The 22,905-nt window shown below is 51.9% G+C and carries 23 protein-coding genes and 1 riboswitch; of the genes, 20 read left to right on the top strand and 3 right to left on the bottom strand.

Going from position 1 to position 22,905, the window contains the following annotated elements; genetic code table 11:
• Window positions 1–25 precede the first annotated feature (25 nt).
• Window positions 26–1,390: an MBOAT family O-acyltransferase gene (locus MHI45_RS06915; RefSeq protein ID WP_076108981.1), complete on the bottom strand. Its 1,365-nt coding sequence runs from the start codon at window positions 1,388–1,390 to the stop codon at window positions 26–28.
• Between the two features lie 191 nt (window positions 1,391–1,581).
• On the opposite strand from MHI45_RS06915, the gene mscL reads away from it, so the two are divergent.
• From mscL to MHI45_RS06855, 12 genes are all read left to right on the top strand, one after another.
• A complete protein-coding gene (gene mscL, locus MHI45_RS06910; RefSeq protein ID WP_076108982.1) occupies window positions 1,582–1,980 on the top strand; it encodes a large conductance mechanosensitive channel protein MscL in 399 nt (132 codons plus the stop codon).
• A gap of 101 nt (window positions 1,981–2,081) precedes the next feature.
• Window positions 2,082–2,251, top strand: a riboswitch (FMN riboswitch).
• Between the two features lie 223 nt (window positions 2,252–2,474).
• On the top strand, window positions 2,475–3,575 hold the full coding sequence (gene ribD / locus MHI45_RS06905) for a bifunctional diaminohydroxyphosphoribosylaminopyrimidine deaminase/5-amino-6-(5-phosphoribosylamino)uracil reductase RibD (RefSeq protein WP_076108983.1): 1,101 nt from the start codon (window positions 2,475–2,477) through the stop codon (window positions 3,573–3,575).
• 72 nt (window positions 3,576–3,647) lie between these two features.
• On the top strand, window positions 3,648–4,316 hold the full coding sequence (locus MHI45_RS06900) for a riboflavin synthase (RefSeq protein ID WP_038594610.1): 669 nt from the start codon (window positions 3,648–3,650) through the stop codon (window positions 4,314–4,316).
• Between the two features lie 61 nt (window positions 4,317–4,377).
• Window positions 4,378–5,631: a bifunctional 3,4-dihydroxy-2-butanone-4-phosphate synthase/GTP cyclohydrolase II gene (locus tag MHI45_RS06895; protein WP_076108984.1), complete on the top strand. Its 1,254-nt coding sequence runs from the start codon at window positions 4,378–4,380 to the stop codon at window positions 5,629–5,631.
• A 39-nt stretch (window positions 5,632–5,670) separates the two neighbouring features.
• On the top strand, window positions 5,671–6,138 hold the full coding sequence (ribH, locus tag MHI45_RS06890; protein ID WP_038600255.1) for a 6,7-dimethyl-8-ribityllumazine synthase: 468 nt from the start codon (window positions 5,671–5,673) through the stop codon (window positions 6,136–6,138).
• A 141-nt stretch (window positions 6,139–6,279) separates the two neighbouring features.
• On the top strand, window positions 6,280–7,071 hold the full coding sequence (locus tag MHI45_RS06885; RefSeq protein WP_038594609.1) for a segregation and condensation protein A: 792 nt from the start codon (window positions 6,280–6,282) through the stop codon (window positions 7,069–7,071).
• Complete coding sequence (gene scpB / locus MHI45_RS06880) at window positions 7,040–7,657, top strand: SMC-Scp complex subunit ScpB (protein WP_076108985.1); 618 nt, start codon at window positions 7,040–7,042, stop codon at window positions 7,655–7,657. The genes MHI45_RS06885 and scpB overlap by 32 nt, the downstream gene beginning before the upstream one ends.
• A gap of 163 nt (window positions 7,658–7,820) precedes the next feature.
• Window positions 7,821–8,507: a DUF2953 domain-containing protein gene (locus tag MHI45_RS06875; RefSeq protein WP_076108986.1), complete on the top strand. Its 687-nt coding sequence runs from the start codon at window positions 7,821–7,823 to the stop codon at window positions 8,505–8,507.
• Window positions 8,508–8,624: 117 nt separating this feature from the next.
• Complete coding sequence (ytfJ, locus tag MHI45_RS06870; protein WP_076108987.1) at window positions 8,625–9,113, top strand: GerW family sporulation protein; 489 nt, start codon at window positions 8,625–8,627, stop codon at window positions 9,111–9,113.
• 195 nt (window positions 9,114–9,308) lie between these two features.
• On the top strand, window positions 9,309–10,514 hold the full coding sequence (locus tag MHI45_RS06865; RefSeq protein WP_341118930.1) for a D-alanyl-D-alanine carboxypeptidase family protein: 1,206 nt from the start codon (window positions 9,309–9,311) through the stop codon (window positions 10,512–10,514).
• Complete coding sequence (locus tag MHI45_RS06860; protein ID WP_038594599.1) at window positions 10,507–11,172, top strand: nucleoside recognition domain-containing protein; 666 nt, start codon at window positions 10,507–10,509, stop codon at window positions 11,170–11,172. The genes MHI45_RS06865 and MHI45_RS06860 overlap by 8 nt, the downstream gene beginning before the upstream one ends.
• Before the next feature lie 51 nt (window positions 11,173–11,223).
• The gene (locus tag MHI45_RS06855; protein ID WP_052092630.1) at window positions 11,224–11,712 is read left to right on the top strand and encodes a spore maturation protein; all 489 of its coding nucleotides are present in this window, start codon (window positions 11,224–11,226) and stop codon (window positions 11,710–11,712) included.
• A 30-nt stretch (window positions 11,713–11,742) separates the two neighbouring features.
• Here MHI45_RS06855 and MHI45_RS06850 read toward each other — a convergent pair whose 3' ends face one another.
• Window positions 11,743–13,107: an erythromycin esterase family protein gene (locus MHI45_RS06850; RefSeq protein WP_341118929.1), complete on the bottom strand. Its 1,365-nt coding sequence runs from the start codon at window positions 13,105–13,107 to the stop codon at window positions 11,743–11,745.
• Window positions 13,108–13,348: 241 nt separating this feature from the next.
• Here MHI45_RS06850 and MHI45_RS06845 point away from each other — a divergent pair, with 241 nt between their 5' ends.
• The 8 genes from MHI45_RS06845 to glpK all read left to right on the top strand — a co-directional run bounded on the left by MHI45_RS06845 (window position 13,349) and on the right by glpK (window position 21,891).
• Window positions 13,349–13,693, top strand: coding sequence for a hypothetical protein (locus MHI45_RS06845; RefSeq protein ID WP_038594593.1), 345 nt, complete (start codon window positions 13,349–13,351; stop codon window positions 13,691–13,693).
• 20 nt (window positions 13,694–13,713) lie between these two features.
• A complete protein-coding gene (locus tag MHI45_RS06840) occupies window positions 13,714–14,472 on the top strand; it encodes a pseudouridine synthase (RefSeq protein WP_038594591.1) in 759 nt (252 codons plus the stop codon).
• A 110-nt stretch (window positions 14,473–14,582) separates the two neighbouring features.
• Complete coding sequence (locus MHI45_RS06835; protein WP_341118927.1) at window positions 14,583–15,107, top strand: redoxin domain-containing protein; 525 nt, start codon at window positions 14,583–14,585, stop codon at window positions 15,105–15,107.
• On the top strand, window positions 15,104–16,792 hold the full coding sequence (gene resB / locus MHI45_RS06830; protein ID WP_341118926.1) for a cytochrome c biogenesis protein ResB: 1,689 nt from the start codon (window positions 15,104–15,106) through the stop codon (window positions 16,790–16,792). The genes MHI45_RS06835 and resB overlap by 4 nt, the downstream gene beginning before the upstream one ends.
• Window positions 16,789–18,051 carry a cytochrome c biogenesis protein CcsA gene (gene ccsA, locus MHI45_RS06825; protein ID WP_038594585.1) on the top strand — a complete coding sequence of 421 codons (1,263 nt, stop codon included), beginning with the start codon at window positions 16,789–16,791 and terminating at the stop codon, window positions 18,049–18,051. Before resB ends, ccsA begins: the two co-directional genes overlap by 4 nt.
• A gap of 75 nt (window positions 18,052–18,126) precedes the next feature.
• A complete protein-coding gene (locus tag MHI45_RS06820) occupies window positions 18,127–18,843 on the top strand; it encodes a response regulator transcription factor (RefSeq protein ID WP_020427515.1) in 717 nt (238 codons plus the stop codon).
• Window positions 18,844–20,283, top strand: coding sequence for an ATP-binding protein (locus tag MHI45_RS06815; protein WP_341118925.1), 1,440 nt, complete (start codon window positions 18,844–18,846; stop codon window positions 20,281–20,283).
• Between the two features lie 114 nt (window positions 20,284–20,397).
• Window positions 20,398–21,891: a glycerol kinase GlpK gene (glpK, locus tag MHI45_RS06810; RefSeq protein ID WP_341118924.1), complete on the top strand. Its 1,494-nt coding sequence runs from the start codon at window positions 20,398–20,400 to the stop codon at window positions 21,889–21,891.
• A 141-nt stretch (window positions 21,892–22,032) separates the two neighbouring features.
• On the opposite strand, the gene MHI45_RS06805 is transcribed toward glpK, so the two are convergent.
• Window positions 22,033–22,905 (bottom strand): GNAT family N-acetyltransferase, encoded by an 873-nt coding sequence (locus tag MHI45_RS06805; RefSeq protein ID WP_076108997.1) that lies wholly within the window; start codon window positions 22,903–22,905, stop codon window positions 22,033–22,035.

Here is a 22,905-nt window from a genome sequence, read left to right as displayed (position 1 = left end):
GAGTTTGACGGGATCGTTTACTGGATTAGAAGTTAAAATACAGGAACGGAGTGATACGGTTGAAGAAGAACAAGGAAATGACGAAGATCAGAGCCATGGCCATAACCGTCTTCCAGCTTCGCACCTGAATTTCTGTCTTGTGCCGCAGCAGGATCACGCCGAGCAGGATAACAATTAGGACGATAGCCCACTTTAAGCCGCTGACTGCAGAAGTTCCCAAACCGTTTATTCCGCTCATTCCTTTTAATAGTCTAAGGGCTATCGTAAGCTTCTCTGCGCGGAAGAATACCCAGGTTACGTTTAAAAAGGCGAAGGTGAGTAGCCATGCGATACCCTTGGGCAATGGCGTGCCCCGGCGTGCCCACAGCTTCTCTACCGCTTGCCCGACTCCATGCAGCAGCCCCCAGAGTACGAACATCCAGCCTGCCCCATGCCATAAGCCGCCAAGCAGAAAGGTAATGATCACATTGCGGATGGAGATCCAGAAGCCCTTGCGGTTGCCCCCAAGCGGAATATAGATATAATCCCTAAGGAAGCGGCTGAGCGTCATATGCCAGCGTCTCCAGAAGTCACGGATACTCAGGGCGCGATATGGAGTATTGAAATTTTGCGGCAGTACAATATTGAAGAGCAGGGCAATGCCGATCGCCATATCCGTGTACCCGCTGAAATCAAAGTAAAGCTGGAGGGTATAGGACAGCACAGCCACCCAGGAGTCCACAAAATGAGCAGCGGAGGCAAAACCGCTATTGGCAAAGCCGACCAGGGTATCCGCGATGATCACTTTTTTACCGAGGCCGATGCTGAACAGCAGGGTACCCTTCAGGACGTTATTCCAGTTCCAGAGCTTGCCCCGCAGTCTGTCGAACTGAGGCATCATCTCCTTGTGGTGAAGGATCGGACCGGCAATCAGATGGGGGAAGAAGGTAACGAATAGTATGTAATTGACGAGACCGTATTCACGTGCCTGATGCCGGTAGGCGTCGACAAGATAGGCAATTTGGGTAAAGGTGAAAAAGCTGATCCCGAGCGGCAGCAGCAAATGAAGGGGAGCCACTTTCCAACCTGTCAGCCCATTCCAGTTTGTGATGAAAAAATCGGCATATTTGTAGTAGCCCAGCAGCAGGAGATTGGCGCTTAAGCCGAAGATTAGCAGTGTGCGGGGGCGGAATTTTCCGCTGTGTATATACCGGCCAAGCGTATAGTTGAACAGAATGGACAAGAGGATCAGCGGGATGTAGCGGATATTCCACCAGCCATAGAAGACCAGAGAGGACAGCGCAAGCCACAACTTGGCGTACTTAAACAGGCGGATGCGGTTTAGTGCAAAGTAGCCGGCCAGCACAACAGGCAGGAAGCCGAACATAAAGATGTACGAATTAAATAACATATGACCCCTCGCTTATAACAGATTTGGTATAACAATCACTTTAAGACTCAGTTCTAAAGACTTACCGGCACTAAATCTAATGATTTTCTTAAGAAAATTCTCCTTTTCGTGAGAACAAGGCCGGAGATTTATTGTCATCCGCAGGGGAAATGCTATAATAGTTTAAATTCGGAGTTTTGGAGGGAATCGCAATGTGGAAGGAATTCAAAAGTTTTGCCATGAAAGGAAATGTGCTTGATCTCGCTGTTGCTGTCGTCATCGGGGCAGCTTTCGGTAAAATCGTTACCTCTCTGGTCGCCGACATTATTATGCCACTGGTGGGGATGCTTAGCGGAGGGATTGACCCTTTGAAGAAGCTTAGCTTCACTTTCCGAGAGGCAACGGTGAACTACGGCTTGTTCCTGCAGGCAGTGGTAGATTTCTTTATTATTTCTTTCTCCATCTTTTTGGTGATTAAGCTGGTAGGCAAATTTAAACGCAAGGAAGTCGTTAAAGTCGAAGTGGTCGAAACCCCGGCACCAGATCCGGAAATTGCCCTGCTGACAGAAATCCGCGATTTGCTGCGGGCGGAAAAACAGAGTGAAAGCTAGAAGTAAGTTACATAAATAAAGTAAATATATTAAATGCACTTGCTTTTCCTGCCGCTAAGTGATAATTTTGTTGTAGGCAAAACTTAATTTAATTGAATATATCAATCCTTCAGGGCAGGGTGTAATTCCCTACCGGCGGTGATGCTGCTGTATATGGCCGAAATGCCAATATCAGCGCTTAGTCCGCTACCCGCTTCGTATGTTGCATACGGACGGTGGACCCGGTGTAATTCCGGGACCGACAGTATAGTCTGGATGGAAGAGGGAGAGATTGACGTTCTGTGCTTTGTATAGGCAGGCGTACTGCAGTGTTTTCGAATATTATGTGCGAACTTTCACAATGCCATGTTAGTGGCGTTTATTTACGCACCATTTTATTGGACTGCCGGTAAACTCTCGTATAACCCGTCTTGAACTCCTCCTGGAGATTGAGGCGGGTTTTTCTGTTTTGGACTGGAAGCATGAATACAAGGCATTGGGATTGGAGGCAAGGCATGGATACAATGAACGACCAGTTTTATATGGCGCTGGCACTGGATATGGCGGAAAGAGCACAGGGACAGACAGGCATCAACCCGGTGGTGGGCTGTGTTGTAGTGAAGGACGGCGCGGTGATCGGCCTCGGCACTCATTTGCAGCGCGGAACAGGGCATGCCGAGGTGCATGCGCTGAATATGGCGGCCGGCAAGGCGCAGGGAAGTACAGCGTATGTGACCCTTGAGCCGTGCAGCCATTACGGCAAGACGCCGCCCTGCAGCCAAAGACTGATTGATGAAGGCGTAGCTCGTGTAGTGGTAGCGTGTGAAGATCCCAATCCGCAGGTAGCAGGCCGGGGCATAGCCATGCTGCGCGATCAAGGGATCGAAGTTGAAGTGGGGCTGCTGCGCAGCCGTGCCCTGCGGCTGAACGAGAAGTTCATCAAGTACATTCTGACGAAGCGGCCTTTTGTCACGCTGAAGAGCGCCAGTACACTTGATGGCAAAATCTCTACCCGGACCGGGGACAGCAAGTGGATATCTAACGGGCAGGCACGGGAGATTGTACATACCCTGCGGCACCGTCATCAGGGGATTATGGTCGGCGTCAATACGGTTATTGCCGATAATCCTTCCCTGACCACAAGAATGGTGGTACCCGGACTCAACCCGGTCCGGATTGTGATCGATTCATCGCTGCGTATCCCGCTGGATTCCGCCGTTGTTACCGACGGGCAGGCACCTACAGTTGTGGTGACTACAGAAGCTGCCGATCCGGTCAAACATGAGGCGCTTGTGGCGGCAGGGGTTCAAGTCATTATCTGCGGCGCGGGGCCGCGCGTGGATCTGCAAAGTGCCATGACTAAGCTGGGCGAGATGGAGATCGGCTCCATACTGCTGGAAGGCGGAGGTACACTGAACGGCTCCATGCTGGAGAGCGGACTGGTTGACCGCGTAGTACTGTTCTTCGCTCCCAAGATCGTCGGCGGCGGGGCCGGAGCGGCCGGAACCTTCGAATTCCCGGGTGTCGAGCTGATGAAGGATGCTATCACGCTTGAGGGATTGGAAGTGGAAGTGCTCGGGGATAATGTGTGTATCAGCGGCACTCCAATCCGCTAAGTAACAGCAGATGCTAACAAAGCTTAAGCATATGCTTGCAGTGATCCTAACCAAACTTGTAGGAGGGGTTCTATGTTCACCGGCTTAATTGAGGAGATCGGCGTGCTGCGCAGCGTCTCCAGCGGAGGCGAGATGATGGTGCTGAATATCGGCGCTTCTCTCATTATGGATGACCTGAAGATCGGCGACAGTGTATCTGTCAACGGGGTCTGCCTGACCGCAACGTCTTTAGGCGACCATTATTTTACCGTCGATGTGATGCCCCAGACCTACCGCAACAGCAACCTGAAAGAGCTGCGGACCGGCGGCAAAATGAATCTGGAACGGGCAATGGCCGCCGGAGGGCGTTTCGGCGGGCATATCGTTCAGGGGCATGTCGACGGCACCGGTGAAATCCGGAGCGTGAAGCGTGACCAGAATGCGGTTGTGTTCGAGATTGCACCGGACCGCAAATCGCTGTTCAAATACATTATTCCTAAAGGCTCCATCACGATTGACGGCATCAGCCTGACGGTCGTAAATACGACGGCTGCAGCGTTTACCGTGTCGATTATTCCGCACACGCTTGGAGAAACTGTACTTACGCACAAACGCTCAGGTGACAGCATCAACATTGAGTGTGACGTGCTTGGCAAGTATGTGGATCATCTCCTGCATTACAGTGCGGGCGCAGGACATGAGGAAGATGAGAACAGTTCCCGGATCAGCCGTGATTTTCTGGCGGCCAACGGGTTTGTATAAATAAGACTAAGCTTACGGATAGCCTGTGAAGGCAACGTAAAGTGATCAGGAGGACAGAAACATGAGCCAAGAATCCAAGCAAGACAGCGTCCTGGACCCGATTGAAGACGCTATTTATGATTTGATGCGCGGCAAGGTGATCATCGTAGTCGATGATGAGGACCGCGAGAATGAAGGGGACTTCATTGCTCTTGCCGAACGTGCTACACCGGAAGTAATCAATTTCATGATTAAGGAAGGCCGGGGGCTGGTCTGTCTGCCGATTACGGCGGAACGTGCGGAGGAGCTGGATCTGCAGCCGATGGTCAGCCAGAATACTGACAATCATGGTACTGCTTTTACCGTGTCCATCGACCACAAAGATACCACAACCGGTATTTCCGCAGGTGAAAGATCCATGACCATCAAAGCGATTATGGACCCCAACGCCAAACCGTCTGATTTCCGCAGACCGGGGCATATGTTCCCGCTGATTGCCAAGAAAGGCGGCGTACTGCGCCGTTCCGGCCACACTGAGGCTGCTGTTGACCTAGCCCGCATGTGCGGCGCATATCCGGCAAGCGTCATCTGTGAAGTGGTCAAAGAAGACGGAGAGATGGCCCGGCTGCCGGATCTGATCGAGATCGCCAAGAAACATGATCTGAAGCTGATCAGCATCAAGGACCTGATCCATTACCGCAACGAGAAGGAGCATTTAGTCACCCGTGAAGTTTCAGTGAATCTGCCTACGGATTTCGGTCTTTTCCAGACGATTGCCTACACGAACGAAGTGGATGACAAAGAGCATGTCGCGCTGGTCAAAGGCGATATTTCCGGCGGGGAGCCGGTGCTGGTCCGCGTGCATTCCGAATGTCTGACCGGTGATGTGTTCCATTCACACCGCTGTGACTGCGGGCCGCAATTTGAAGCAGCGCTGCGCCAGATTGAAGCGGCTGGCAGAGGAGTGCTGCTCTACATGCGCCAGGAAGGCAGAGGTATCGGCCTCATTAATAAGCTGCGTGCCTACAAGCTGCAGGAGGAAGGTCTGGATACAGTTGATGCCAACTTGAAGCTCGGCTTCCCGGCAGACCTGCGCGACTACGGTATAGGGGCACAGATTCTTAAAGATCTTGGCGTTCGACAGATCAAACTCCTGACCAACAACCCGCGCAAGATCAAGGGACTGGAAGGCTACGGCCTTGAGGTTGTGGAGCGTGTGCCGATTCAAATGCCGGAGAACAAGGACAACACGAATTATCTTCATACAAAGCAGGCCAAGCTGGGACATTTGCTGACTTTTGACAATATTGAACAAAATGAAGATTCCAAAATTTAACCATAAAATTAACTTACTAATGAAGGGTTGATGAGCACAATGCCGAATTATTTTGAAGGACATTTAGTATCCGAGGGTTTAAAATACGGGGTAGTCGTAGGACGTTTCAATGAGTTCATCACAAGCAAGCTGCTGTCCGGCGCTCTGGATGCGTTCAAACGCCACGGTGTTGCCGATGAAGAGGTGGATGTGGCATGGGTTCCAGGCGTTTTCGAAATTCCGCTGATTTGCCAAAAGATGGCCGAAAGCGGCAAATATGATGCCGTCATCGCGCTGGGTACCGTCATCCGTGGCTCCACTACGCATTATGATTATGTATGCAACGAAGTGGCTAAAGGGGTGGCCGCCATTAATCTTAAAACAGGTATTCCTACTATTTTCGGTGTTGTTACGACCGAGAATATTGAGCAGGCCATCGAGCGTTCCGGAACCAAAGCAGGCAACAAAGGCTGGGATGCTGCGACGTCGGCAATCGAAATGGCAAACCTTAACAAGCTCTTTAAGTAAGACAGCCTCTTGACGAATTGGCTATAATCGTGCTTATTTATAAGTATAAGAAGAAAGCATGGACTATAAAAACCCTTTCTACTTGTGTAGCGTCCCTATAGCGGCGCTGCACTTTACTTTTTTTTGGCGGGAGGAAACCGCGTGACTGTATTGTACAAGCTGGAGACGTTCGAAGGTCCGCTCGATCTGCTCTTGCATCTAATTGACAAAGCGGAAATCGACATCCAGGACATTCCGGTCAGCGTGATCACCGAACAGTACATGGATTACCTGCAAACGATGCAGGAGCTTGAACTGGATATCACCAGCGAATTTCTCGTTATGGCTGCAACCCTGTTGTCCATCAAGAGCAAGCTGCTGCTGCCGAAGCCGCCGGTCATTGAGATCGAGGATTTCGACTATTACGAGGATGATGGCTATGATCCGCGTGCAGAACTGGTTCAGCGGCTGATTGAATACCGTAAATTCAAGAACATCGCTGTACAGCTGCTGGATATGGAGAGCGAACGCAGTCTGATCTTTACGAAGGAGCCGGAGGATCTGGGCCCTTTCGTGCCGACGCAGATTGATAACACACTTAAAGGGTTACATACGTCTGACCTCATCGCCGCATTCCGTAAGGCGCTTAGCAAGGCGGCTCGAAGGTCCTCTTATCAGCGGATTACCCGCGATGAAATTTCAGTCAAGGACCGGATTCGGGATGTTTCAGAGGCGCTGCAGCGCAAAGGGGTAGGCGGCAGGCTGCGCTTCTCGGCGCTGCTGCATGATGAGATGGCCAGACATGAGATCGTGACTACCTTTCTGGCGATCCTGGAGCTGATGAAGATGAAGGCCATTTACTGTTATCAGGAAAAATTGTTTGAGGATATTGTGATGGAGTGGAGAGGAGGAGAGGAATTCAGTGGATTACAAAACGCTGAAATCGATTATTGAAGGGTTGCTGTTTCTGTCTGGCGACGAAGGGTTGTCGGCGCGTCAAATCGCCGAGATCACCGAGCAGCGTCCGGATCTGGCGACAAGTGCGCTGGAAGAGCTGAAAGACGACTACATCAACCAGGGCCGCGGGTTGCAGGTCGTGCAGATCGCCGGGAATTACCGGCTGGCTACGCTGCCGGAGCATGCGGCTTATTTTGAACGGCTGGCCTATTCGCCTTCAAGATCTTCTTTATCCCAGGCGGCGCTGGAGACGTTGGCCATTGTGGCCTACCGCCAGCCGATTACCCGGGTGGAGATTGAGGAGATCCGCGGAGTAAAGTCTGAACGGGCGATTCATACGCTGAACAATAAGGATCTCATTCATGAGGTCGGGCGTGCCGAGGCAGTAGGCCGTCCAATCCTTTACGGAACGACCAAATCGTTCCTTGACAGCTTTGGACTGGCCAGCCTGAAGGAGCTGCCGGAGCCGTCTAACTTCGATAACTCCGACGGGCTGGAAGAGGAGACACAGCTCCTTTTCAGCAAGCTGGACAGCCAAATGACGTTCGATGATGTTGAGCAGCCTCAGGGTATGGAGGAGTAAAGCATCTTCATCATACGGATCGGCTTGAGCTGTAAATTTATGTTGAAATGCCGTTGTCTCTTAGGAGAACAACGGTTTTTTTGCGTCCATCCGAATTTTTTCCAGCCAAGTTTGCCATACTAAACCAAAGGTTCCTATTATAAGGATGCTTGGAGGGTAATCCGTGACGTTATGGCTTGTTATACCTTTGGCTCTTCTGCTGGTTATCATTGTACTGGTCCTGTCTTCTTCCATACATTTTCACTTCCGATTGTGCAGACTTGGCAAGGATGACCGGGTGGAATTTGACATTAAGGCTTTATATGGGTTAGTTAAGTTTCATTATGAACTGCCAGCACTCGTATTTGAGGGTATGGAGCGGGGAGTGAGGGTGAAGCTGGAAGAAAGCGGGATCGCACCCGTGAAGAAGGACTCTGATAAAGAGGAGCAAATTGACAAGGAGGCTGTGTCAAGCTGGATCGATAATTTTAAGGCAGCGCTGCGGGCGACACGGGGATTGAAGAAGTGGCTGAAAGGACTGATGGCCCATGTCAAAATATCAAAGCTCGACTGGTCGACGGATTTCTCGCTTGGCGATGCAGCCTATACAGCGACAGCTGCGGGGGCGCTGTGGGGAATGAAATGGAGCCTTATTGGCTGGGTTTCACAATTCGTCCGGCTGCAGCACGCTCCGCGTCTGTTTGTCGCACCGGTGTTCCGCGATGAGCTGTGCTACTCCACAGAGGCAGTATGTGCCGGCAAACTGTCCTTAGCCTACACCCTTTACGCGGGGATACTGCTGCTGCGCCGGATCACCAAAGTGAAGGGGGGACTGGCCCGGTGGAAACAGCTATTGAGCCACAAGCAGTAAGGGAAGCTCCAACTGCCCGGAAGATAGAAACGACTTACATACAAATGTAGTGATATGGGAATGATATACGCTGTGGAAGAAAGAGTATTTCCCTAGAAGTTAAAGGAGGATAACAATATGAGTGACCATCCGATTCAAGGTCTGATGCAGACCGCGATGGAAAATATCAAAGGCATGGTGGATGTTAATACAATTGTCGGAGATCCTGTAGAGACACCGGATGGCAGCGTCATTCTGCCGATCAGCAAAGTGGCATTTGGTTTTGCCGCAGGGGGCAGCGACTTCCGGGTGGAGGATGATGCGCCGGGTGTGAACGGCAGCGGCTCCGGCGTTAAAATGCTTCCATTCGGAGGCGGTAGCGGGGGTGGCGTATCCATTCGCCCGATCGCTTTTCTAGTAGTGGGCAGGGAAGGTGTGCATATTGTGCCGCTTGATAATCAAACCCATCTGTTCGAGAAAATCATTGACGCCACTCCAGGGCTGATCGACAAAATCCAGAATATGTTCCAAAATGGTGCTCCTGTCGGGGCGGAAGTTGTGGGTGTCCCTGCTGCAAAGCCAGCAGTTAAAACAGATCCTGCAGCCAGCAACTCGTCGACACACTAGAGGAGAAATCAGGGATATCGCCTTACCGGGGCGGTATCCCTTTTTTTGAGATTTACGTAGTCGGTGTCCGATCCTCATACATAGAGAGGACTTAAGAGAGGGACATACCTGTCCGTCATGCTGCATACACTTGTACAACATAGCGTGATCCGAACCTTAACCTGACTTAAGAACTGAGAAGAAAGAAGCCGGAGGATGAACATGAAGAGATTAACTTTTAAATCGACTTTGATCCTGATATTGTGCCTGCTGCTAGTTGGGTTGCGTCCGTTGCCTGTACTCCGGGCCGAAAACAGCTCCATCTCCACCCATGCCAGGGCTGCGGCGCTGATTGACGTGGAATCCGGAAGGCTTCTGTACAGCAGCAGGGGAGATGAGCCTATGCTGATCGCCAGTCTGACCAAAATTATGACTGCCATAGTGGCTATAGAAAATGGGGATTTGACCTCCAAGGTCAAAGTAGGTAAAAACGCTTTTGCCAAGGAAGGATCTTCACTGTTTTTGAAGCAAGGGGAAGAAATGAAATTGGAGGATATGCTGTACGGGATGATGCTGCGTTCGGGAAATGATGCAGCAACAGCAATAGCCGAGCATGTCGGCGGTTCTGAACAGGGTTTTGTCTACCTGATGAATCAGAAGGCGGAGGAGCTCGGTTTAACCCACAGCCATTTTGCCAATCCGCATGGTCTGGATGCCGAAGGCCATTATTCCAGTGCCAATGATCTGGCAGTGTTGACCGCCTATGCGCTCCACAATCCTGTATTCAAGGAAATCGTGAAGACGCAGGAGAAGACGGCGGACAATCCTTATGAGAAATGGGACTACAAATGGAGCAACAAAAATAAAATGCTGCGGCTCTATGAAGGAGCAGACGGCGTAAAAACAGGCTATACCAAAAAAGCGCTGCGCTGCCTTGTCAGCTCTGCCACAAGAAACGGACAGCAGCTGGTTGCGGTCACAATCAACGACGGAAACGACTGGAATGACCATGCATCTCTGCTGAATTTCGGTTTCAATCATTATCCCCTCAAAACGTTAATCGAACGCGGTGAAGGGATCAGCGGATACAGCTACGTGACCAGCAAATCCTTTGCCTACCCGCTTGGACAGGGAGAAGAGGCGAGGCTGTTTACCAAGCTTGAGCTGAAACGGGAAGCAGCTGTGCCGAAACAGGCGCGCAGCAGCGATTTTGGCTTAAAAGGCGTGCTAGTCCTGCAGCTGGGCGGCCAGGAAATCGGCCGGGTGCCCGTTTATGAGCCGGAGCAGCTCCCCCCGGAACAATCGGCTTATACCAAGAAGTACAGCGCGGCCCTAGCCCCTGCTTATCCGGCGGGGAACTGGCTGCAGGCGCTTGGCAGCGCGCTTCGGGCACTTTTTCAGCGGGGGGATACACATGATTAATGGAATCTGGCTCGGAATGATCCTGATCGGCTTCGTATTTGCCGCTGTGAACGGGCGGATGGACGAGTTTACAGCTGCCGTGTTTGACGGTGCCAAAAGCGGGGTTACGGTAAGCTTCGGCCTAATCAGCGTGCTGGTCTTCTGGCTAGGAATTATGCGGGTGGCCGAGGATGCCGGATTGCTCAGGAAAATCGCCAAGGTACTCGGACCCGTAGTCTCCTTTCTATTTCCCGATGTTCCGAAAGGCCATCCTGCGATCGGCTATATCCTTTCCAATATGAGCGCCAATCTGCTTGGCCTTGGCAATGCCGCAACCCCTATGGGCATCAAGGCGATGCAGGAGCTGCAAACGCTGAATCCGGATAAGGAGACCGCCACCCCGGCGATGTGCACCCTGCTGGCGCTGAATACAGCAAGTATTACACTGATCCCGGCTACGCTGATAGCAATCCGGCTCAACTACGGTTCAGCCGACCCTGCCGGTATCGTCGGTACGACCCTGGCGGCGACCGCAGTGGCGACGATTGCTGCCATCGCCGCCGATAGGCTGTTCCGCCGGCTGACACTAATGCGCAGGCCGCCGAAACCGCCGGCGGTAAAGTCCGGCGATTCAGCCAGAGGCAGCACAGCGCTTCCGCATTCTTCACTGAAAGGGTGAGCTTCCGTGTTCCAGTTAATTAGCCTCATCTCGGCCTGGGCGATTCCGGTTATGATCACCTTTATCCCGCTATACGCCTATTCGCGCAAAATTCCAGTCTATGAGTCCTTTGTGGAAGGGGCCAAAGACGGTTTCGGCACGGCGATAGCCATTATCCCGCATCTTGTCGGCATGCTTGTCGCCATCAGCGTGTTCCGCGCCTCCGGTGCGCTGGATTTCTTCATGGGCTTCATCGCCCCAGCCCTCAAAGGCTTGGGCGTGCCGCCGGAAGTGCTGCCGCTTGGCCTGCTGCGTCCGCTGACCGGGACAGGCTCCCTCGCTTACACCACCGACCTGATCCGTGTCCATGGCCCGGACTCCCTGATCGGCATGATCGCCTCCACGATCCAGGGCAGCACAGATACCACCCTGTATGTCCTGACCGTCTACTTCGGCGCCGTGGGTGTCCGCAACGGCCGCTATGCCCTTAAAGTCGGTTTGTTCTCAGACGTCATTGGTTTTATCGCTGCCATCGCCGTATGCCTGCTGGTGTTTGGGTAGCAGGCAACCGGATCCCGCAGGATTGTCCGCTTAATAGGTACGGGTTGGCGGGGATACTTTATCAATGAGAATCAGGCCGTCGAACTGTTCCTTCGGAACGAATTTCATCACCATCGGAGCAATGAACGCACTGGTGAGCCCGTCCTCAGCAGCATATTGAGGTTGAAACATCCATTTGTTGTCTGCGTCTGCTTTGGTATGCTTGCTGAGGTCAACGAAGGTACGGGAGTATCCGCTTTGCAGGATTCTTCCTTCCAATGTGCCTTTTGGCATCGGTCCGATAGAGAATTCCTTCAATGTTATAAGATTAGTTGCTTTGCCCCTATTCATATAAAAGCCGACCACATACATCTTATCCTTCAACTTCTGATGCAGCAGTTCGCCCATGCTGGTAAAGCTATTCTGCCATTTCCCTTGCCCTAAGATGCGCATGTCCGAGGTGTTTTTAGCCAAATGGTCGTTGTGGGCCCACAAAATAATCTTTTTGCCGGGGTATCTGACCTTCATCAGCCATTCCACATGCTCAGCCATTATTCTGTCCCGGGCCTCGTAAACTTCCCGCACATTGGCTACCTGCCCTTGCGTGAAATATTGCACACGGTCTTCCAGTCCTTTCAGAATCGTATCTGCTGTGTGGGGCGCACCGGGATAAAAAGCGTCGAACTGTTGCCGGTGTTCCTGGATGTACCTGATGTATTCTTTATATTTAGGAACATACTTTTGAATGATTTTTCCTATTTGCTGCTGGTAAACTGGATTGCCTTTGTTCTCCAGGGCGTATTGTTCCGTTAGCCCAGAATATGTTTTATTGGCTTCATTATCCAAGTCCATAAAGGCTTTGCCATAGTCCTTATTCACCTTGGAAATGAAACTGCGCGTAGCCACTGCAAACAATGGGGAGGTATACTGCATATCATACCCGGCCAGCTGTAAAGGCCTGTCCGTCTGGCGCGATTGTTTGATGTAGTTGAACAGCTCCAGGGTTTCTGCGGATTTCCAGACGTCAAATATTGAATTATCCATCATCTCTGCTGCGGTTAATTCATCAGCAACATCGTTGACGACGGAAGCTTCAGCCAGACCTGATTCAAAAGCGATGACCTCAAATCCCAGTTCCTCATGCAAATATTTTACCAGCCTCGTCTTCATGCTGGCGTATTCGCCTACCCGGTGAAAGTTCTCGCCAAGGCTAACGACCGTCTTGTCCTTCAGCAGCGGCTTCAGGAAAGAAAGATCGCTGTAATCCCCGCTTGTCAGTGATTTAATCTCATGCGCGTATGGCAGCGGATTCGGCGCCGGCTGTGCGGCAGACACGGGAAGGGACACTCCAAGCAGCAGCCCAAGTACAGATGCAACCGTGAGCGTTCGGATTTTCCATGATCTTTTAATCAACATACGTATTCCTCCATTGCTAGATATAGTGTAATTGCTGTCCTTTTAAGCCTAAGGTGGCCAGGCCTTTGTAACAATCGATTTACATGACTAATTCCTTACATGCAAATCATGTTATGTTCGCATGCACTGTTCGCTATGAACGGACGATTTCTCTGCGGCGCGAAAATTAGCACCAATTTCTCACCCTGCTCTCCTCCACTTCATATGCTATTGCAGCAATACGGAGGGAGGCCACAATGGGATGGAATATAAAGGTTTTATTCTGCATCATTCCCGCTGTCCGTCCATTAACGGCAAGGGCTTTGACTTTTGGGTCGGGGCAGACGGGGGGATTTATGCCGCCCCGCTGCTGACAGATCCGGATTATATCCACGTCTGTCTCGAAGGGGATTTCGGAGCGGAAGACAGTGTTCCGCCGCTTCCGGGGCGCAAAGAGCAGTTGTTTGCAGCAGGGAAATTGATTCTGGAGCTGGCTGCCCGTTACCACATTTCCCCTTTGCTGGTGGAACCGCACAGCAATTCTTGTCCCGGAGCATTTTTTCCATGGAATGAACTTGTGATTTATGCCTCTGATGGTTATCATTAACCTGAGGTGAGTAGTCGAAAATGGAAAGATTACAGAAAATATTGGCGCAAGCAGGTGTTGCGTCCAGACGCAAGTGTGAAGAAATGATATTGGCCGGTAAAGTGGAAGTCAACGGGGAACTCGTAACTACGCTTGGCACGAAGGTGGACCCCGAACAAGATATTATTAAAGTTTCCGGGCGTTTGATCCGGGGAGAGAACAAGATTTACATTATGTTTAACAAGCCCAAAGGTGTCATTACAAGCGCATCTGATCCCAAGGGCCGCAAGGTGGTAACGGATTACCTGAAGGGCATTAACGAGCGCGTATACCCTGTAGGCCGCTTGGACTATGATACGGAAGGATTACTGCTGCTGACGAATGACGGAGAGTTTGCCAACTTGCTCACGCATCCGAAGCACCATGTACCGAAGACGTATTTGGCCACGGTCAAGGGTGTGCCGCATGGCACTGCACTGGACAAGCTGAAGGCAGGCATTAAGCTGGAGGACGGTATGACCGCTCCGGCGGAAGTCGAATACAAAGATGTGGATGAAGTCAACAAAGAAACCGTAATCAGCATTACGATTCATGAAGGGCGCAATCGTCAGGTCCGGCGGATGTTTGAAGCAATTTCTCATCCTGTAATCCGTCTGAAGCGGATTTCCTTCGGGGATATTTTGCTGCAAAATCTCAAACGCGGCTCTTATCGCCACCTGACCAAAGATGAAATCAATCATTTGCAGCAAATGGCCAAGGCTGGAGCGCTAAAAGCAAATACGACACGCAAGGACACATAAAGTTCACATTTCCCCCTCCTAAAACTGTGACAATATTCGGTATAATGTTCATAGGATGTTCACACCTAACAACTAAAGTATGAGTTGCGTCACAGAAGGGGGCTTCGCGTGTGGGCAAAGCGAGAAAGCCGATTCAAATCGTAATTCTGTTTTTGATACTTTTGCTTGGAGGTTATGCAATCGGTTCCTCCGTATTCGGAGGAGACGGAAAACCCCGGGAGGGCGGAAGGGCGCCGTCCTTTGAACTGTTGGGACTAGACGGTTTGACCCATACGCTCGAAGAGTACAAGGGCAACGCGGTTGTACTTAATTTTTGGGGCTCATGGTGCGGCCCTTGTGTGAAGGAAATGCCTGCTCTGCAGGCGCAGTGGGAGAAATGGAAAGATCAAGGTGTAGTGGTCGTGGGGGTTAACGTCGGCGAGGATCAGATGACAGTGGAGAATTTTGTTAAGCTTGTCGAAATTGATTTCCCGGTTGTCATGGACACCGGACGGGATGCCGTCCGCAGCTATGGCGTATCCCCATTGCCCACCACCTTCTTTATTGATAAGAAGGGCAAAGTGGACAGCATTCATATCGGACAGCTGGATCTGAACTCGCTGGAGTCCCAGATCGGAAAGCTGGTGAACGAATGAAGAAACGGACGCCGCTGATCAGCAATACCAAATGCGAATGCGGGCATCAGAATCCGGTAGGTACCGTTCTGTGCGAAGCCTGCGGCAAACCGCTGGAGGAGAAGGGAAGTTCCTCGGGAGAGAATCTTGAAATGCGCTACGATGGAGTTGCCCGCCGTTCACAGCGTGTGAATCCCGGAGTGATCGACCGTGTGTGGAACTTTTTTTCCTCTGTCAAAATAGCGATTTACCTGATTGTGCTGACGCTGCTGGGCTCCATGCTGGGTACGATTTTCCCGCAGGAGAGCACTTTTCTGAACATTGATGCCTCAACGTATTACAAAGAAACGTACGGAACAGCCGGGAATATTTATTATAGACTCGGCCTTTCGCACACCTATGAATCCTGGTGGTTCGTAACCCTGCTGGTAATGATCGGAGCTTCACTGGTGATCTGCAGCCTGGACCGCGTACTTCCGCTGTACAAGGCGCTGACCCGCCAGAAGATCCGCAAGCACCGGCAGTTTCTGACCCGCCAAAAGGCTGTTCTGGTCACTGATGTACAGGAAGATCCGGAGACTTGGGTGGCCGGAATTGTAGAGCCGCTTAAGAAAAAAGGCTACCGTGTAAGGACAGAGGGTGGCGCTCTGCTGGCAGAGAAGCACCGTTTCAGCCGCTGGGGACCCTATGTCATACATATCGGCCTGATTATTTTTTTGCTAGCCGTACTGGCGAGAGGACTGCCGGGACTGAATATGGATCAGCATCTCGCTTTTCCGCAAGGGGAAATGACTAGGATTCCGGATACCACTTATTATTTACTCAATGAGAAGTTTACAGTGGAATTTTACTCGGAAGCAGAAATGCCTGAGGAATTCCGCGGCAGGAAAGTGCTGCCGAAGCTGTATGAGACAAAGGCCAAGCTTTATGAATGCACCGCCGATTGTGTCGATCCTTCGAAGGAGCCGCAGCTCGCAGAGGTGACCTCCCATGATATCCGTGTGAATTCACCGCTCAGCTACAAAGGTTTGAAAGCGTATCAGTTTGATTATGACCTGACCCCTGTACTGCGCTCAGTACAGCCTGAGCTGGTGAATTCAGCTACGGGTGAGGCATTCGGCAAGTTCAAGCTGGAGATGAAGAACTCTCAGCGCATCTTTCAGGTCGGTCCCTACACCCTGGAGCTGAAAGAGAAATATATGGATTTCGGTCTGAACGAGGAGGGGCAGCCGGTATCCAAATCGCCTAATCCGAATGCGCCTGCATTCCTTTTTCTGATTACGGGGCCGGACCTGCCGGCGGAAGGGCAGCAATATTTCTATTTTCCGAAGGCGATTGACAAGGATCAGTTCCAGCAGCAGACGATCAACGATAAGCTGGGAGGCGGCAGCCGGTTTCTGGAGCTTGAAGTGAAGAGCATGAGCGATGTTGATTTTGCAGAGTCCACCTCCTTCCTCAATGTGCGTGTGGACCGTGCAATGCCCTTTGTCTGGATAGGTGCCGGGATCGTAATGCTTGGGCTCGTGCTTGGCTTCTACTGGCAGCATAGACGCATCTGGCTGACGCTGGAGAACGGAGAACTTGTACTGGGTGGCCATACGAACAAGAATTGGTTCGGCTTCCGCCGTGAGATCGTTTCTATTCTGAAGAAGATAGACATGACAGTCGATGAAAAATCATTGGACAACGGAGGAGGCATGGCATGAGCTTGCTCGATTTCAGCAGTGATGTCTTTATCATCGCATTTTTCTTATACAGCGGTGCGTTTATGTTGTTCACAATCGCTATTATGGGGCGCAGGTGGTCCGGCAGAAAACCGGAAGAGCATACCGCGCGCTGGGGCAGAATTGCGTTTATAATTTCCTCTTTGGGCCTCATTTGCCACATGGCTTATTTCATCACCCGCTGGATGGGATCGGGTCATATTCCGGTCAGCAATATGTATGAGTTCATGACCTTTTTATCCATGATGGTGATGGTTGCCTTCACAGTAATCTTCGCCATCTACCGCAAGATCATTCTCGGCGTCTTTGCGGTACCGATCTCCATCATCGTTATGGCTTATGCGGCAGTATTTCCGCAGGAGGTTCAGCCGCTGATACCTTCATTGAAATCCATCTATCTGAACATTCATGTTACCCTGGCCGCCTTGGGCGAATCATTCTTCGCAGTCGGCTTCGCAGCCGGTCTGATGTATCTGCTGCGCACAGTGAATTTCGACAGCGCGGAGCGGAGCGACCGCAAGCAGCAGCGGCTGGTCGAATTTACTCTCTTTTCGATCATTGTTATAATAGGGTTTCTCGGGAGCGTCTTTGCTTTTCGCGGCGCCGGATACGAAACTGTTTTCGTTCGTTCCAACGTTACGATTGACAGCCCTGGGCAGGAAGATAGTACAATAGAAAGAGTGAGCTATAAAATGCCGCCGATTGTGGCGCCGTATCATAGCGAAATTGAGCAATTTCAGTCGTTTCTTGGTATGAAGGAGCCTCTCTTCGAAGCGCCTTCATGGATGAATGGTGTCAATGCGGGACGGAAATTCAACACGGTTATCTGGTCGCTGATCTCCGGCGCGCTTATCTATGGACTCCTGCGCCTCATTGTCCGTAAGCCGCTAGGCAAGGCCATACACCCGGTACTGGACGGAATCGATGAGAATGACCTCGACGAAATTACGTACAGGGCTATAGCCATTGGATTCCCGATCTTTACACTGGGTGCGCTGATATTTGCCATGATCTGGGCTCAAGTGGCCTGGGGCAGATTCTGGGGCTGGGATCCCAAAGAAGTGTGGGCTCTCGTCACCTGGCTGTTCTACAGCGCCTATCTCCATTTGCGGCTGGCCCGCGGATGGCAAGGGCGCAAATCCGCGTGGCTCGCCGTACTCGGCTTTCTGGTCGTAATGTTCACCTTGGTGGGCGTTAATCTGGTCATCGCCGGGCTTCATTCTTATGCGGGGACGGACTGAGCAACTTTGTTTACTAACGCAGCACTTGGTTTTAAGATAACGTTCTACTGTATTTGATGAAGGGGTTGTTGTGAAATGGCAGAGCATTTGAATAGAATTCTGGTGGTGGATGACGAAGAGCGCATTCGCCGCCTGCTAAAGATGTACCTTGAAAAAGAAGGCTACGAAATCGACGAAGCGGAAGACGGTGAAATTGCTCTGCGCAAAGCAACGGCCAATGATTATGGCCTTATTTTGCTGGACGTCATGCTGCCGGGCATCGATGGGATTGAAGTGCTGACGAGACTCCGGGGGGTTAAATCTACTCCTGTTCTGATGCTGACCGCCAAGGGCGAGGAAATCAACCGGGTTCAGGGCTTTGAAATGGGTGCAGACGATTATGTGGTTAAACCGTTCAGCCCGCGAGAAGTGATCTACCGGGTCAAGGCCATTATGCGCCGTTCTTCGGCAACGGCCTTTTTATCCAAAGAGAGCAATTCCAGCAACAATATCGTTTTCCCGCATCTTATTATTGAGCATGATGCACACCGGGTAACTGCAGGCGGCCAGGAAGTAAGCCTGACCCCGAAGGAATATGAGCTGCTGCATTATTTGGCTATCTCGCCTGACAAGGTTTTCTCGCGCGAAGAGCTGCTTAAGGATGTGTGGAATTACGAGTTTTTCGGAGATTTACGTACAGTGGATACCCATGTCAAACGGCTTCGCGAGAAACTGAATAAAGTTTCACCGGAATCAGCAGCGATGATCACCACAGTATGGGGCGTTGGCTACAAGCTCGAGGTACCTAAATAAGTGAATTTCTGGAGAAGTCTTGTCGGCAAGCTGTGGATCACGATCATCTGTCTGGTTGCTGTCGTGCTCATTACGGTGGGGCTGTCTCTGCTGCCTTATATCGACAGCAACTTCGCCAATTCCGGGGCGATTAAACGTTTGTTCATGTATGCCTGTATGATCGGGTTCTCGTTGACGACATTTTTTGCCTTGTTTTTATTTACTAAGATTACCCAGCCGATGCAGCAGGTCATTGAAGCGGCCAACAATATCCGCAAGGGTGAATACGGGACAAGGCTGACACTTGTGACGAGCGACGAAATTGGTCAATTAGCCACTTCATTCAACCATATGGCTGAAGAGCTGGAGGAGAATATCCGCAGTTTGAACCATGAGAAGGGCCATCTGTCGAGTGTTCTGCGCAGCATGAGCGATGCTGTTATCACGTTTGACATCGAAGGCCGGATTATATTGACCAACCCGCACGGCCAAAAACTGCTTCATGCCTGGAAGGATTTAGACCACGAGCAGGAAAGCGATTCTGAGCTTGATCCTGATGCGGTTGCTTCAGGCGATGTGCCGCCGCCGCTACGCCCGCTGTTCTTCAGCACGCTGAAACAGGGAAGCGACGAGCGTTCTAATGTGCATGTCCGCCAGGGAGTCTGGTCGGTTCATATGGCTCCGCTCTATTCGGAAGGGAATATCCGCGGCGCTGTAGCGGTTCTGCGTGATGTGACTGAAGAGGTGCGCCTGGAGAAAATGCGCACGGACTTTGTGGCCAACGTATCGCATGAAATCCGTACACCGCTCTCGATGATGCAGGGCTACAGCGAGGCGCTGCTGGATGGTATGGCCTCCTCGCCGGAGGAGAGCAGCGAGCTGGTGCAGGTTATCCATGACGAATCGCTGCGTATGGGACGGCTGGTTAAGGATTTGCTGGATCTTGCCCGCATGGAGGCAGGACATACGGATATGGCCAAGGCGCAGGTGGATATGGATGAGCTGCTGGAACGCATATACCGCAAGTTTTCCGTACGGGCCAAGGAACGGGAGATACATCTGGAGCTGACCAAGTCTGGCGATATACCGCTCCTTAAGGCTGCCGACGAAGATAAGCTGGAGCAGGTTCTGACAAATCTGCTGGACAATGCATTCCGCCATACACCCGCAGGCAAGCACATTACCATTGTTACCAGCACGGTGATTCTGGAGGGCCGCCGTTACCTGGGGATTGAAGTCCGGGATGAAGGAGTCGGCATTGCGCCGGAGGATCTTCCTTATATTTTCGAACGTTTCTACAAGGCGGATAAAGCGCGTGTCCGGGGGGAATCCGGGGGAACGGGATTGGGACTGGCGATCGTTAAAAATATCGTCGAGTCGCATCAAGGGCAAATTACCGCGTACAGCAAGCTTGGCGAGGGGACAACCTTTACGCTGCGGCTTCCTGTCGAAAAACAGTAAACGCTTGACCCAGCATGACAGCGCCTCTGACAGCAGAGGTGCTTTTTGTTGAAACTAGCACTTTAATCTTGTTCATCGTGGAACATCTTGCAGCAAATCAAGGAGGCATCTATCATGATTTTATCGTTGGACCAAGGCACGACCAGCTCACGGGCGATTATGTTTGATCTGGAAGCGGGCATGCTCTCCCAGGGTCAGTATGATATTAAACAATCTTTCCCCCGTCCAGGCTGGGTTGAGCATGATCCGGAGCAAATCTGGGAAAGCCAGCTTGCTGCAGCCAGAGATGCTATCAGCGGAAGCCGGGTCCCGGCTGCGGAGATTTTGGCCATCGGCATCACCAATCAGCGGGAAACTGCGCTCATTTGGGACAGGGTTACAGGTGTGCCGATTTATCCGGCCATTGTCTGGCAGGACCGGCGCACGGCGGAGCAGTGTGAGGACATTAAGCGGCAAGGTCTTACCGCAGAGATTGCCGAGAAGACGGGACTTGTCGTCGATGCCTATTTCTCGGCAACAAAGCTGGCCTGGATTCTGGACCATGTGCCGGGCTCAAGGGAACGTGCCGAGCGGGGAGAACTGCTTGCCGGAACTATTGACAGCTGGCTGATCTGGAAGCTCACCGGAGGCGCTGTGCACGCCACGGACGTGACCAATGCTTCACGTACGATGCTGTTTAATCTGCATGAGCGCAAATGGGATGAGCGGCTTATCAAAGTTCTGCGCATCCCCCGCGCCATTCTCCCGGAGGTGCGGATGTCCGGTGGGGAATTCGGCGTAGCCCAGGCACAGTGGTTCGGTGCGGAAATTCCTATCCGCTCTGTCCTTGGCGATCAGCAGGCCGCATTGTTCGGCCATACCTGTCTGGATGCCGGCAGCGCCAAAAACACATACGGCACAGGCTGCTTTATTCTGATGAATACTGGTACGGAAGCAGTCGTCTCCACTCATGGGCTGCTGACCACAGTAGCCTGGGGTATGGGCGATGAATTGTATTATGCGCTCGAAGGCAGTGTCTTTGTGGCCGGTGCAGCCGTCCAGTGGCTGGAGGAAGGACTGGGGCTGATTACCGGCCCCTCGGACTCGGAGGACAAAGCAAGGGAAGTGGAGGACAGCGAGGGTGTCGTGGTTGTACCGGCCTTTACCGGCCTGGGGGCGCCTTATTGGGATATGTACGCCCGCGGCGCGGTGTTCGGACTGACCCGGGGGACTACGGCAGGTCACCTGGTGCGGGCCACGCTGGAGTCGCTGGCTTTTCAGTCCCGGGATGTGATTGGGGCGATGGAAAAAGACGCCGGCATGCCGCTGACCGGACTGCGCGTGGATGGCGGCGCTGTCCGCAATGATCTGCTGATGCAGTTTCAATCAGACATTCTAGGCAGTGAGGTGACCCGCACCACCTATGCGGAGACGACGGCTCTGGGTGCAGCGCTGCTGGCCGGACTCACCTCAGGGATTTGGTCAAGAGAAGAGCTGGAGAGCTTCAACAAGGCCGAGAAGGTGTTCTCGCCGCAGATGGAGCAGGAGGAACGGGAACGCCGCTACGGCGCCTGGAAAGATGCTGTAGCGCGTACCATGGGCTGGGAGAAGCATGAGGGGCGTCAGTAAGCAGGAATGTAATCATGTACCGATTTGGAAACGAGTTTCACGATCATCCTATCACGCAAACGGCGCTCAAGAAGAGTGAATTCTTCTTGAGCGCCGTATTTGTTCTGGCGGGCTTTAGCATTCCTATTTATAACTTTTGATTTACCGGCAAGACACCGGACCTGTGAAATATTGAAACTCGCCCATAACGGCAAAGCCGACGCTCAGGTAGAGGTCCAGAGCATGGGCATTCTCAGTGACGACACCTAGACGTATATGCGTATCGGGTTCCTGCAGCAGCAGGTCTTCCACTGCTGCTGCAAGGATATCGCGGCCAAGGCCTTTTCCCTGGCAAGACGGAAGGACGCAGAAATCGTGGATAACCGCTGTCCGGGAGTCAACTTTATTAACTCTTATCAGTCCAACCGGCATGTGATTATTCTTGGCAATATAGGTGATGCGCCCAGGCTGGCGGGTATGGGCCCAATAATCCCGTGTCCATGACTCTGAATCACCGAAAGCCTGCGATGAACACATCACCGTAAATTCATAATCATCCGGCTGCTCTACTTGCAACGTTAGTTCCGGGTAACGGGGCTCACGGGCGTGGTACTGCTTGAGACTCAGGGAATACTCGGAGCTGGTCAAGTTTGCTGCCAATTGTGCCGCACAACCAGCTCCTGAAAGAGACCCCGAAGGGATGCGGTAACGGAGCGTTTGGATGCCTTGTGCTTCCATCTCTTGCCTCGCGAGATCCAGCAGTCTGCGGAACACCTGCTGCAACCGGTATTCGGGATGCACCATTCCATTGATGTTGGCTTGTGTTCCGTCCGACGTATACCAGCTCAGAAAACCGATTAACTGTTCCCCGGCATGGCAGAGGAAAGCTGCATCACCGTTCTCAGGCCCCAGACTCTCAACGCCAACTCTCAGATTGCTCCCATCGGAATTTTTGCAGAGCAGCTCCAGCGACTTCACAGCCGCAATAGATCTCTCCGAGAAATCAGTCATTTTCTTAATTACATGTTCTCCCAT

The sequence above is a fragment of the Paenibacillus sp. FSL H3-0321 genome, from assembly GCF_038002865.1.
Lineage (GTDB): Bacteria > Bacillota > Bacilli > Paenibacillales > Paenibacillaceae > Paenibacillus_AQ.
Note: the sequence above shows the minus strand (reverse complement) of the source record. Positions and strands in the feature narration are given on the sequence as shown.